Here is a 12,374-nt window from a genome sequence, read left to right as displayed (position 1 = left end):
CAGTCGAAGGCTATCACCGTCAGATACGCAAGGTTACGAAGAACAAGGGCGTATTCCCGTCTGATACAGCCTTGGAGAAACTCGTCTACCTGGCTTACCGTAACATTAGCGAGAAGTGGACTATGCCCCTGGCGAACTGGGCACTTATTTCACAACAAATAGCGATAAAATTTGGAGATAGGTATGAAATTATGTAACTTTGCAGCTAGAAAGGCTCCTCATCTGGAAAACACGATTAAAAATCGTGTCCCCCATCTGAGGTTAATATAATAAGGGAAATGGCCTTGACACAGTTCAACTTACACTACCCCGACTTTATTATTGTTTTATTCTAAAATACTTTAGCAGCTCCTTGTACATATCCTGTGCTGTTAAGCAAGTATCTATAAGATAGCCATCAATGTGCCCCCACTCTTTCAAGCCACGATAATAGAACATCTTCAGTTCGTCTGTGATAATAAAAGGAACGATATCATTAGCCAGACACTCTTTAAACATCAACAAACGTCCAACGCGGCCATTACCATCTTGGAAAGGATGAATCTGCTCAAATCGCACGTGGAAGTCAAGAATATCCTCAAAAGACTTATTCTTTTTCTGATTATATTCATCCAATAGTGCTTTCATTTGCTTGTGCACATCTTCTGGCGCACAAGTATCTTGTCCACCAACCTCATTTGGTAATCGTTTATATTCGCCCACAGCAAACCAATCTTTTCTACTATCTGATGTTCCTGATTTCAGTAACAGATGTAGATACTTTACCAATGCTTCTGTCAGTTTATCTTCAGTATGGTCGATGATATAATCGATACAACTGAAATGATTCACTGTCTCTACTACGTCATCCACATTCACAGAGCTATCAGTAACACCAATCGTATTGGTTTCAAAGATATATCGCGTCTGATCGTGAGTCAGCTTACTGCCCTCAATATTGTTTGAGTTGTATGTAAGGTCTATCTGGGTACGATGATAGATACCACCCTTCAGTTTCGAAGCCTTTTGCTCTCTTAATGCCTTAAGTAGTGGCGATAACTTTTTCTTATTCGCAGCACGTTTGGGCAAAACGGCATCTGCAGGAATATTCCAAGTCTTTCCTGTTAAGAAAGCCCCCTCAATCTTCCCTTGAGAACAATAATTACGAGCCGTACGCTCAGAAATACCATACTTTTCTGCAAACTTACTAACTGATATATACTCCATAATTCTACTCTATCGGCAAGTTTTTACGCCAATTCACGCCGCAAATATACAATTTTCTGCCGATACCGGCAAGAAATAATACTAAAAAACATAAATCAAAGTATATATTATATTTCTCCGACTACATAATTCTCGTCTCCTATAATTCACTTATTAATAATACACATTGAATCATTTTTTTAAATAAAGTTTGGAAGTTAAACAGGTTGGCATAGTCAACATTAATGGTAAGGGTATAAAAGTCTTAATAAAGTAATACGGCATAGATAACTGGTGAAATTGTAACATTACGACAGGAAGGAGAAAAAGTTTGGTCATCCACATTGGACAGGTGGAAAAAGAGTAATGATGCTTAATATAATATATTATATTAAAGTATTATATAATTATTATTAATAAGGAATATGACCAAACTTTTTCTCGCTCCTGTCGTATTTGTTATGTTGCAGCAAAATTTTCAACTTAAATAATTGTTATCCCAAAATAATTTGCTACTTTTGCCCTCAATATGATTAGAGTTATATGTAAGGTCAATCTGGGTGCGGTGATAAATACCACCCTTTAGTTTCGAAGCCTTCTGCTCTCTTAATGCCTTAAGTAGTGGAGATATTTTTTTCTTATTCAATCCACGTTTGGGCAAAGTAGCATCTGCAGGAATATTCCAGGTCTTTCCTTTTAAGAAAGCCCCCTCAATCTTCCCTTGAGCACAATTATTTCGAGCCGTACGCTCAGAAATACCATACTTTTCTGCAAACTTACTAACTGATATATACTCCATATTTCTACTCTATCGGCAAGTTTTCGCGCCAATTTCTGCTGCAAATATACGACTTTTTGCCGATACCGGCAAGAAAATCAATAAAAAACATAAAAGATCAGAGAACTTAATTACTTTCTCAGATTCTATGATTCTTGCCGCTTGGCTTATCCTGAAATGCGTTAAAGCGAATATAATATATAAGAGATGTAGCCAAATTGAAGGATATAACAACAAGTTTTTCTGTAAAACCTTGTAAGTTTCAATAATAATTCCTATCTTTGCCCTCAAAGAAATAATTAACTTGAAGTTGAATGATTTAAAATGATTTGCCTATGGGCTAAGATAATAATAAGGACATAATATAGAACGTCCACTTTTGATTCTTGTTTCAGATAATTGGGGAATTTGATGAAAACTGCAAGGACCGAAGTAGATAGTTCACGCCGCTTGGCGTGGGCATTTACTCGTTTAAGCAGTTAAGGTTATCCCCAATACCTCTGAAACGTAAGCGAAGTAAATTGCTCACGTTTTTTATTTTTACTATTACTACTATAGTGAGTATCAAAGATCGAATACCAAATTCAAGTAAAACTATAAATTTAAGGCGTTATGAAAAGAAACAAAAAAACAATCCTGTACAACTTGCTGCTGATAGCAGTACTTGTATTTATCCCACAAAAAGGTATTTGTGATGAAAAAGAAGAATTTACAAACAGAAAAGACTTAGGTTTGAAAGGTCCAGTAGCAGTTGTTGTAGAAAAGGATTGCTCGTTTGAAAAAGCATTCGGAGAGATTAGGCGTACAGGTTCAAAAGATGTTCGTAAATGCTTTTATAGCAATGGTAATCTTGACAAGCAAATTTATTCTCCAACATCCTTTAAAAAATACATTTACGATAAATATGGAAATCTGATAAACAAAATAGCCATTGACTGTAGTGATAGTGGCAATAATGATACTGTTAGTATTTACAAGTACGAATACGAGTATAATTCAAAAGGGAAGATGATATGTAAAAAAGACCTTGGTATAAATGGCTCTAGTGCTAAAGAGTATGCATATGAGTATAATACTAACGGAAAGATAAGTGAAGTTAAGGTGTACAATATTTCAGATACTCCAAAAGCACAAATAGAACGAATAGTGTATACTTATACTAATGGAGGAAAGAAAATATCGACATATAGCGAAAAGGGACTTGAACAAGAAGAAATAATTAGTGGATTAAAAGAAACAACTCGTAAGAATAAAGGTTTTTATTGGGATGTAACTACTAGCATACTTAATAATAATAAACATCCTATTAAAATGGATAACGTACTTGAATCAAGAATTAATGGTAAAAAAGAAAAATTACTTAGTGTAGTATTAAATTATGATAGCAAAGGGAATTTAATTAAAGTGAGTCATTTCAAAAATGGTGCAAGCAAACCTTTTATTGTCTATACTACACAGTATACATATGATAGTTATGGGAATTGGACAAAAAGTCTATTTTATATTAATAATAATCTAACCTCGTGGACAGAAAGAGAATATATATATGCTAAAAATGAGAATGATTATAAGAAGTATAATCAAGACGATTTAAGTGTTTTTTTTTAAACAAGTCTCATATGAATAACTATAATGATATAAAAATGGTTGCAGAAGGTGATTCCATCCGATATGCATTAATTAAAGAGGGAAAGAACATGCTTTATGTTTTTGGTGTAAATCCAAGTACAGCAACAGATGAAAAGGCAGACCCAACAATGCGAAAGGTTATCCGCTTTGCAGATATCAATGGATTTTGTGGATTTGCAATGATGAATCTCTATCCATTGCGTAGTACAGATCCTTATGCTTTACCTCATAATATAGATTTTAAGTTGCATCAGAAAAATCTCCAAAAGATTAAAGAAATAATTGGAAATAACAAAAATCCGGTTGTGGTGCTTGCTTTTGGAAATCCAATTAACGCTACAACATATTTAAAAGATTGTCTAAAAGATATTGTTGATTTGCTTCAACCATTAAATCCAAAATGGAAGCAAATTGGAGAACCAACAAAATTGGGAAATCCGCGTCATCCATCTCGAGCAGCTTATTCTATGGGGATTAATGATTTTGATGTATATGAGTATATAAAGAAATAATATATTAAAAAGCGAAAAGGTTTAATGAATAAAGGGGGCGGAGAAAGTGGTCAAGTTCTCTGACCCTTTCTTCTTTATTAAAGCATTAAAAAAGAATTGCCTTTCTGTTATACGAAAAATATCGCAACGAAGATTTTCGCAATTTAATGATGAAGGAAGTATATTGCAACTTTTTGTTCCCAGTAAGGGAATAAAACGTTCCCAAGGTGGGAAAATGGTGTTCCCTAGTTGGGAATCAATTTTTCCCTAATTGGGAAAATTTTGGGTTCTTTTTTAGGCATATTTTGTGGTATTATTAATGCGTTTTTAAAAAGTTTTATTGAAAAATCTCTCATCTCTCACTAAATCTCTCAAAACCCGCATAAACACTGGGGATTCGAGGCATGAGAGATTTTCAGAATCTCTCCCTAATCTCTCATAAATCTCTCACATAATCCCTCCATGAAAATACCCCTCAGCCAGATTTTAACATTTGAAGAAAAAATGGGAAATAATGGCCGAAAAATTTGCAAACCGCAATTTTTTTTTGTATCTTTGCACCACGAAACGTACGCTGTGGAAAGCGCACCAATCATAGGCTTTACAAAATGAAAGAAAACGGTAAAATGACGTGTGGGGCATCCTGTGCCTCACAGGAGGTAACGCTCGCAATCGAGCTGTTCCTCATGGAGAACTACCGCTTCCGTCGAAACACTCTGAACGGAAAGGTAGAGTTTGCGGTTAAGTCTAACGACGAAACCGAGTGTGATGTATTCCGTCCTCTGACAAAGGCGGCCCTGAACAGTATCGTGATTCGTGCCAAGCGCGAGCAGATTCTGGAAAAGGGTAGTCCTAAAACAGAGATTACGGAGTATGTGGAATCTGAGGAAGTGCCTGAATACAATCCAGTGCAGGCATTCCTGACTAATCTACCCGAATGGGACGGACAGAACCATATCGCAAAGGTTTTTGCTCGCATCCCTGGCATCAGCTCTGAGCAGCTGAACTATCTCACCATCTGGCTCCGATCGGCCGTAGCCCACTGGCTGCAGATGGATATGCTGCACGGCAACGAGTGTGTGCCAACATTTATTGGCCATCAGGGTTGTGGAAAGACCACTTTTGTGCGACGACTGCTGCCTCTGCAGCTGCGACAGTATTATCTTGACCATCTGAACCTTGGCAACAAGTTCGACAAAGAGATGGCGCTTACTAACAACCTCATCGTGAATCTCGATGAGCTCGAGGCCATCGGCCACTCTCAGCACGCCAAGCTGAAGCAGACGCTGTCAGTAAGTAAGGTGAACGGTCGACCTATATTTGGCCGTACTCAGGAGGATCGCCCCCGATATGCATCGTTTGTGGCTACCACCAACAATCCTCACCCGCTGACTGACCCAACTGGTAGCCGTCGATACATCTGTATTGAGATACCCGACGGACTGTTGGTGAATAATGAGGGCGACATCGACTACGGACAGCTTTATGCTCAGGTGGTTTATGAGCTGCGAGAACTGAAATCGCCCTACTGGTTCTCGAACGATGAGGTGGCCCGTATCCAGCAGCTTAATCAGGAGTTTATGGAGCAGAAGGACCTTGGAGAGATGTTTGTGGCTTGTTTCCGTCAGCCTGAAGAGGGCGAGGTGGCAAAGACTATGAACTGCGACCAGATGATTGAGATGATGCGTAAGAGCTATCCTTCGCTGCCAAACACCGTAGGTAATAAAGTGCGACTTGGTAAAACTATCAAGGCTCTGGGCTTTAAGTTCAAAGAGAAGGCACATATCTCTTACTACGATGTGATTCCTGTGAGGGTTGCTTGAGGGATTGTTGAGAGATTAGGGAGAGATTCCAAAAATCTCTCACCCCTCTCAAACCCTTTGTACACGGGCGTTTCGAGAGATTTAGTGAGAGATGAGTTTTTTTTTGATAACTTTTTAAAAAACAGAATTAAATGAAAGAAATAAAACTTAATGTAAAGGATATCCCAAGTGGATATGCGCTGTGTTTCAACAGCGATTGTGCTGAAAAGGACAAGTGTCTGCACTATCAGGCCAAACTGCTGAAGGCAGAAAATTGCTACAAAGGTCAGGCTGTGTATCCTGTAGCTTGGCAGGGTGGTAAGTGCCGCTGCTATAATGAGAAGAAGCTTGTGCAGAAGGCATGGGGCTTTTCACAGCTATATCGTAACATACCAAGCTATATGAGGGCAGAGGCGCGTCGTAGTGTAAGCTCGCTGTTTGGTAGCGGCAATGGTCAATATTATCGCGCTCATCATGGTGAGATAATGATCTCGCCTAAACGACAGGAGGAGATTATGGAGGTGCTGGCAAAGTATGGCAGTATTGAGGGAATTAAGTTTGATCATTATGTTTCGGTTTGGGACTTTGATTGATGCACAATTACGAATTAAATAACAAAATAATTGAATTAGTTCATTATTATTTAGAAAATATTCATTACCTTTGCATCATCAAATGTATGAATCAGGTGTTTGTAACACTATATTAATTACTTAAAAAAAAAAGATGAAAAAGAAAATTCTATCAGTGGTTGTATTATTGGCAACCTCTTTGTGCACCTTTGCACAGAATGGCGTGGGCCAGTGGAGCTTCATGCCAAAAGCTGGTCTTAACCTCGCTACATTGACTAATGACAGCGAAGCCAAAATCCGTTCTGCATTAACTGTAGGAGGAGAATTCGGCTATGTAGCTTCACCAAAGATGGCGTTATCATTTGGCGCAATGTATTCTCAGCAGGGATGTAAAGCTAAATTTCAAGGTATCGACGGAACTATCAAGATGGACTACATCAACATACCTGTTATTGCATCTTATCGTGCTACTGATAAGTTGGCAATAAAAATAGGTTTGCAGCCAGGATTTATGATTAACGACAAGGTCAAGATTAGCGCCAATGGTGCATCAGCTGAAGTAGGACTGAAGGAGTCGTACGAAACAGCAGGAATGGATGTAACGATCAATAAGTTCGATCTTTCTATTCCCATTGGTATCTCGTATGATTTCAATAATGTTCAGTTAGATTTTCGTTATAATGCAGGTTTAACAAATGCTTTATCTATCTCAGGCGGAGATGGTACCAAGAACAGCGTATTCCAATTCACTATTGGTTATAAGTTCGGACTGTAATTGAATCTATTACAAAACAATATAAGCCGCAACCCTTGTAAGGATTGCGGCTCTTTTATTGAGATGATCTTTCGACTTATAATAGGTCGTTGCAATTTATTTTGAAACTGTTGTGGCGGATGTTGTCGCATCTACCTTCTTGGGGTTTTCTTTCACCTCTTTGGCCTCGTATTTGATTTTCTCAAAGCCTTTGATGATGTCGGCTATGGTAGTCTTGTCGGCATCGTACTCGATGGTTACCGTTTTTGTGTCAAGACTGGTCTTAATGCTTTTAACGCCCTTTTCAAAGCGGATGTTCTCTTTAATTTTCTTCTCACAGTTGTTGCAGTGCATCTGTGGGTTGGTGGTAAATACTACAGTTTTGATGTTCTTTGCAAAGCATACGCTTACGAATGCTAATGCGATAAATAACAATTTTGTTCTCATAATGCTTATAATTTAATCCAATTTAATCTTATACCGATATAATAAATGGCTCCATGCATAGGGCCCCATACCATGGTGGCATCAAAGTTCTGGCCCCATGGATCGCTGGCAGCAATGATAGGATACTGCTGTTGGCGACCTGTGATATTCTCGCCACCGGCATAGATGCTCCAGTGACGGAAGAATCGGGTTACCTGTGCATTTAGTTGTTCGTAACCCTTATAACTGCTCTCCCATGCAGGCTGTCCGTTGTTGATTGTGTAAGTATCAGGCATTCGTCCACCACCATTCAGTTGCAGCGTGGCATCAAACTGCCATTTGCCTAAGCCTGGCTTAAACTGGGCTGTGATAAGCCCTTTGTAGCGGTTGGTGAGCGGCTTTTCGCGTAGCACACCGCTATATGTTGATTTTACGTTGTTGCGACGATAGGTGGCTGTCATAGTAAAGCCATCGAATAGCGGGTATGTAGCTTCTATCTGCCAGGTGTGTGAGTAGCTGTCGCCTGCTAGGTTGGTGAAGTGTATCGCATGGGGATTGCTATCCATATCAACTAGCAACTGGTGCTGGAATGTGGTATAGTAATACTCAGCATTCAGTTCCAGTTTGCGCTCGCCAATAGGGATGCTGAGTGCAGCACTCAGACCATAGTTCCATACCTCTTCCTGGTCGAGATTGTTATCGATGATGATCTGTCGACTGCTGGCCAGCAGGTAGTTGTATTCTGCCATCACATGGTTGGTGCGATAGCCTTTTCCGATAGAACCACGCAGCGTCAGAATGTCGTTAGGTGAGTATTTCAGATGCATGCGTGGCGTTAGGAAACCACCATAGATGTTGCTGTGATCCCAGCGCAATCCGCCCATTAAGGTAAACTGTTCACCTATCTTATAAGTGTATTGGGCATAGATGCCAGGTGTGGTTTCGTCGATATCAAAACGATCGTGGTTCAGACTTATACCTGTAGAAATACTATTGTGCTCATCAAAATCTGTTTCAAACATCAGCGAGGCATAGCCGTTGCGCTGGTCGGTATTGTATTGTTTATGACCATAGAGTGCATTTTGGTGGTGTAGCGCCCCCGATAGAATCAAGGCGATGTTCGAGCCATGCTCTGGGTCGAGGATAAAGGCATTCTTGGCGAAGGCCTCATAGCGTTCGTTGGTGATGTCGATGAGATAAGGATGCACGGCGGCAGAGTGATGTCCGATTTGGCCGCTCTCACGATGTTCTTTCAGCCCCTTGATAGCTGCCTGGAAGATATAACCATCGCTCATGTAGGCCCAACGGCTCATCAGCGAGCCTTGGCGTACTTTCGGCATATCCGCAAAACCATCGTTGTTCTCATCGTGTGCCTTGTCGAGTATTTCGTAGTGCCCTAACAGGGCTGTGCTCCAGCGGTTGGAGAGCTTGAGGTTTGCACCAAGGTTAGCCTCCAGTTTCCCTTTTGTATTATAATATAGGTTCGCGTCGGCAAAAGGTGTGGCCTGCGGCTTTTTGAACTCTACGTTAATTTGACCGGTGATCGATTCATAGCCGTTCTTAACCGACGAGGCTCCTTTCGAAACCTGAATACTCTGCATCCATGGGCCTGGGATATAACTTAACGAGAATGGGGCAGCCGCACCGCGATAGTTGGGGATATTCTCTGTCAGCATCTGCACATAGGTGCCGTTCAGTCCCAACAGTTTAATCTGTTGCGCACCAGTAGCTGCATCGGCATAGTTTACATCTACCGATGGATTGGTTGTAAAACTCTCGCCTAAGTTACAGCAGGCAGCACGAAGCAAATCGCCACTACCGATAAGGTCAGTATTGGCTAAGCCTCTTGTTTTGGCATGCTGATGACCGTGTGCCATTACCTGCACCTCTTGCAGATGATCGCCTTCGAGCATCTTCAGAGAATCTGTGTTTATAGTGCTTTGACCATAAACTCCACAAGTAACTATTGTTGTGGCTATCAGTCCAGTATAGTATCTTTTTTTCTTCATTTCGGCTGCAAAGTTATGCATAAAAAATGAATCAAACGCACATTATATCTTTATTAACTATCGAAATACCTAAAAAGAGGTATTCATTTTCCTGAGACGATTTTCTTGATATCGTTGAGTTTGTTGAGCGCTTCGAGTGGCGTCAGGTTATTCACATCGATACCAAGAATTTCATCGCGCACCTGACAAAGCACGGGGTCGTCGAGCTGGAAGAAGCTTAGCTGCATGCCTTCGCGAGAATTGGCTATCTCCTTGGTTGGCTTGCCTACTGTGCCTACTTGGGCGTTATCGCTTTCAAGCTGCTTTAATATAACGTTGGCGCGCTTTACTATAGATCGGGGCATACCAGCAATCTCTGCCACATGGATACCAAACGAGTGCTCTGAGCCTCCACGTTCCAGCTTGCGGAGGAAAATCACCTTGCCATCAACCTCTTTTACACTCACATTATAGTTTTTTATGCGACTGAAGTTCTTCTCCATCTCGTTCAACTCGTGGTAGTGGGTAGCGAAGAGTGTGCGTGGATGGCCTTTGGCATTCTCATGCAGATACTCCACGATGGCCCAAGCGATAGATATACCATCGTAAGTACTTGTGCCTCGACCTAACTCATCGAAGAGCACAAACGAGCGCGATGATACGTTATTAAGAATGTTCGAAGCCTCTGTCATCTCTACCATAAAGGTTGATTCACCAAGCGAAATGTTATCTGAAGCACCCACACGAGTGAAGATTTTATCCACCAGACCGATTCTGGCGGCCTCTGCGGGCACAAAGCAACCTATTTGAGCCATCAGTACTATCAAAGCCGTTTGACGCAACAGAGCCGATTTACCAGCCATATTAGGACCTGTGATGATGATAATCTGTTGGCGCTCGTTGTCGAGCAGAATGTCGTTGGGCACATAGTATTCGCCAAGAGGCAGCTCCTGTTCGATAACTGGGTGGCGACCTTGTTTGATATCGATGACCTCGGTAGAGTCGATAACAGGACGGATATACTTGTTCTCCTCAGCCACCTTGGCAAAGCTCAGCAAGCAATCCAAACGAGCTACAATGTTGGCATTAATCTGTATCTGTGGGATAAACTCCTGCATAGCCATCACGAGGTCGTTGAAGAGCTTAGCCTCCAGACTCAGAATCTTATCTTCTGCTCCAAGAATCTTCTCTTCATACTCCTTCAACTCTTGCGTGATATAACGCTCTGCATTAGCCAAAGTCTGCTTGCGTACCCACTCTGGTGGAACTAACTCCTTGTAGGTATTGCGTACCTCCAGATAATAGCCAAACACGTTGTTATATCCTATCTTAAGGCTCTGGATGCCCGTCTCAGCAGCCTCGCGCTCCTGTATCTTCAAGAGATAATCCTTGCCTGAATAGGCTATCTGGCGGAGTTCATCAAGTTCTGCATTCACACCATCGCGAATCACACCTCCCTTGGCCACCAGCTGTGGAGGATCGTTCTGGATTTCTTTCTCGATGCGATCTCTCAATGAATCACAAAGATTCAGCTGCTCGCCAATGCGATTCAGCGTTTCGTTCTTGGCATAAAGACAAGCCGTCTTGATGGGCTGGATAGCTTGCAGGGCTGTCTTAAGCTGGACCACCTCGCGAGGCGAAACCCTGCCTACAGCAGCCTTAGATATGATGCGCTCCAAATCGCCTATGCGATGTATCTGATCGTCGATACACTCACGGAACTCTGGCTCGCGATAGTAGTACTCTACTACGTCGAGGCGCTCGTTGATGGGCTTTTCGTCCTTCAATGGGAATACCAACCAGCGGCGAAGCAATCGCCCACCCATGGGGCTTACGGTCTTATCGATGACATCGAGTAGCGACTTACCATCATCCTGCATGGGGTGTACCAACTCCAAACTGCGGATGGTGAACTTATCCAGTCGCACATATTTATCTTCCTCGATACGCGATATCGAAGTGATATGACCTATCTGTGTGTGCTGGGTCTGTTCCAGATACTGCAGAATGGCTCCTGCAGCGATGACGCCTGATTGCAGATGGTCTACACCAAAGCCCTTCAAGTTCTTCACCTTAAAGTGGTGCAACAGCTTCTGCTTCGAAGTCTGCTCTGTAAACACCCAATCATCCAATTGGAAGGTAAAGTATTTAGTGCCGAAGTTACGCTCAAATTCCTGTTTCTTGTTTCTGTCGAAGAGCACCTCCTTTGGCGAAAAATTGCCAAGAAGCTTCTCTACATAGTCAGCCGTTCCCTCACCAGTCAGGAACTCGCCAGTAGAGATGTCGAGGAAGGCCACTCCAAAGCTAGACTTGCCAAAGTGGATAGCAGCCAGGAAGTTGTTCTCCTTGTAGTTCAGCACGTTATCGCTCAGAGCCACACCTGGTGTAACAAGCTCAGTGATGCCTCGCTTTACAAGTTTTTTGGTGAGTTTGGGATCTTCCAGTTGGTCGCAGATGGCCACACGTTTGCCAGCACGAATCAGTTTTGGCAGATAGGTGTCGAGGGCGTGATGTGGGAATCCGGCCATCTCATCGCCTTTGTTGTAACCGTTGTTACGATGAGTCAGCGTGATACCTAGGATCTTTGAGGCAGTGATGGCATCTTCGCAATAGGTCTCATAGAAGTCGCCACACCTGAACAGCATGACTGCATCAGGATGTTTCGCCTTCAAATCGAAGAACTGTTTCATCATCGGAGTTAGTTCCTTGCCTTCTTTTGCCATATCTGCTTTTTTAAATTTATTCTGAG

9 protein-coding genes and 2 pseudogenes are annotated in these 12,374 nt (G+C 41.8%); 6 read left to right on the top strand and 5 right to left on the bottom strand.

Going from position 1 to position 12,374, the window contains the following annotated elements; all coding sequences use genetic code 11:
- A pseudogene (locus tag BUB86_RS13715) lies at positions 1-197 on the top strand (IS256 family transposase); the annotation flags it as partial.
- Positions 198-318: 121 nt separating this feature from the next.
- On the opposite strand, the gene BUB86_RS13710 reads toward BUB86_RS13715, so the two are convergent.
- On the bottom strand, positions 319-1,206 hold the full coding sequence (locus BUB86_RS13710; protein WP_073210487.1) for a DNA-binding protein: 888 nt from the start codon (positions 1,204-1,206) through the stop codon (positions 319-321).
- A 499-nt stretch (positions 1,207-1,705) separates the two neighbouring features.
- Positions 1,706-1,984 (bottom strand): annotated as a pseudogene (locus tag BUB86_RS13705) (cell filamentation protein Fic); the annotation flags it as partial.
- A 591-nt stretch (positions 1,985-2,575) separates the two neighbouring features.
- Here BUB86_RS13705 and BUB86_RS13700 point away from each other — a divergent pair.
- From BUB86_RS13700 to BUB86_RS13680, 5 genes are all read left to right on the top strand, one after another.
- Positions 2,576-3,571 (top strand): hypothetical protein, encoded by a 996-nt coding sequence (locus tag BUB86_RS13700; RefSeq protein WP_073210482.1) that lies wholly within the window; start codon positions 2,576-2,578, stop codon positions 3,569-3,571.
- Between the two features lie 11 nt (positions 3,572-3,582).
- Entirely contained in the window at positions 3,583-4,104 is a 522-nt protein-coding gene (locus BUB86_RS13695; protein WP_073210480.1) for a DUF1643 domain-containing protein, read from the top strand.
- A 587-nt stretch (positions 4,105-4,691) separates the two neighbouring features.
- Complete coding sequence (locus BUB86_RS13690; protein WP_073210477.1) at positions 4,692-5,906, top strand: VapE domain-containing protein; 1,215 nt, start codon at positions 4,692-4,694, stop codon at positions 5,904-5,906.
- A gap of 131 nt (positions 5,907-6,037) precedes the next feature.
- Positions 6,038-6,478 carry a DUF6078 family protein gene (locus BUB86_RS13685; protein WP_073210475.1) on the top strand — a complete coding sequence of 147 codons (441 nt, stop codon included), beginning with the start codon at positions 6,038-6,040 and terminating at the stop codon, positions 6,476-6,478.
- Positions 6,479-6,611: 133 nt separating this feature from the next.
- Positions 6,612-7,232, top strand: coding sequence for a porin family protein (locus tag BUB86_RS13680; protein ID WP_073210473.1), 621 nt, complete (start codon positions 6,612-6,614; stop codon positions 7,230-7,232).
- A 96-nt stretch (positions 7,233-7,328) separates the two neighbouring features.
- Here the strand turns inward: BUB86_RS13680 and BUB86_RS13675 are convergent, their stop codons facing one another.
- The 3 genes from BUB86_RS13675 to mutS all read right to left on the bottom strand — a co-directional run bounded on the left by BUB86_RS13675 (position 7,329) and on the right by mutS (position 12,348).
- Positions 7,329-7,658, bottom strand: coding sequence for a heavy-metal-associated domain-containing protein (locus tag BUB86_RS13675; protein WP_073210471.1), 330 nt, complete (start codon positions 7,656-7,658; stop codon positions 7,329-7,331).
- A gap of 5 nt (positions 7,659-7,663) precedes the next feature.
- Entirely contained in the window at positions 7,664-9,646 is a 1,983-nt protein-coding gene (locus BUB86_RS13670; RefSeq protein WP_073210469.1) for a TonB-dependent receptor plug domain-containing protein, read from the bottom strand.
- A gap of 83 nt (positions 9,647-9,729) precedes the next feature.
- On the bottom strand, positions 9,730-12,348 hold the full coding sequence (mutS, locus tag BUB86_RS13665; protein WP_073210467.1) for a DNA mismatch repair protein MutS: 2,619 nt from the start codon (positions 12,346-12,348) through the stop codon (positions 9,730-9,732).
- Between the last annotated feature and the right edge of the window lie 26 nt (positions 12,349-12,374).

The sequence above is a fragment of the Xylanibacter ruminicola genome, from assembly GCF_900142525.1.
In the GTDB taxonomy this organism is placed as follows: domain Bacteria; phylum Bacteroidota; class Bacteroidia; order Bacteroidales; family Bacteroidaceae; genus Prevotella; species Prevotella ruminicola_A.
This window is presented reverse-complemented; position numbering and strand designations above follow the sequence as displayed.

Coding starts and splice junctions, on each gene's coding strand:
- BUB86_RS13685 (WP_073210475.1), top strand. CDS start 6,038: ATGAAAGAAATAAAACTTAATGTAAAGGATATCCCAAGTGGATATGCG.
- BUB86_RS13710 (WP_073210487.1), bottom strand. CDS start 1,206: ATGGAGTATATATCAGTTAGTAAGTTTGCAGAAAAGTATGGTATTTCT.
- BUB86_RS13675 (WP_073210471.1), bottom strand. CDS start 7,658: ATGAGAACAAAATTGTTATTTATCGCATTAGCATTCGTAAGCGTATGC.
- BUB86_RS13690 (WP_073210477.1), top strand. CDS start 4,692: ATGAAAGAAAACGGTAAAATGACGTGTGGGGCATCCTGTGCCTCACAG.
- BUB86_RS13680 (WP_073210473.1), top strand. CDS start 6,612: ATGAAAAAGAAAATTCTATCAGTGGTTGTATTATTGGCAACCTCTTTG.
- BUB86_RS13670 (WP_073210469.1), bottom strand. CDS start 9,646: ATGAAGAAAAAAAGATACTATACTGGACTGATAGCCACAACAATAGTT.
- BUB86_RS13700 (WP_073210482.1), top strand. CDS start 2,576: ATGAAAAGAAACAAAAAAACAATCCTGTACAACTTGCTGCTGATAGCA.
- mutS (WP_073210467.1), bottom strand. CDS start 12,348: ATGGCAAAAGAAGGCAAGGAACTAACTCCGATGATGAAACAGTTCTTC.
- BUB86_RS13695 (WP_073210480.1), top strand. CDS start 3,583: ATGAATAACTATAATGATATAAAAATGGTTGCAGAAGGTGATTCCATC.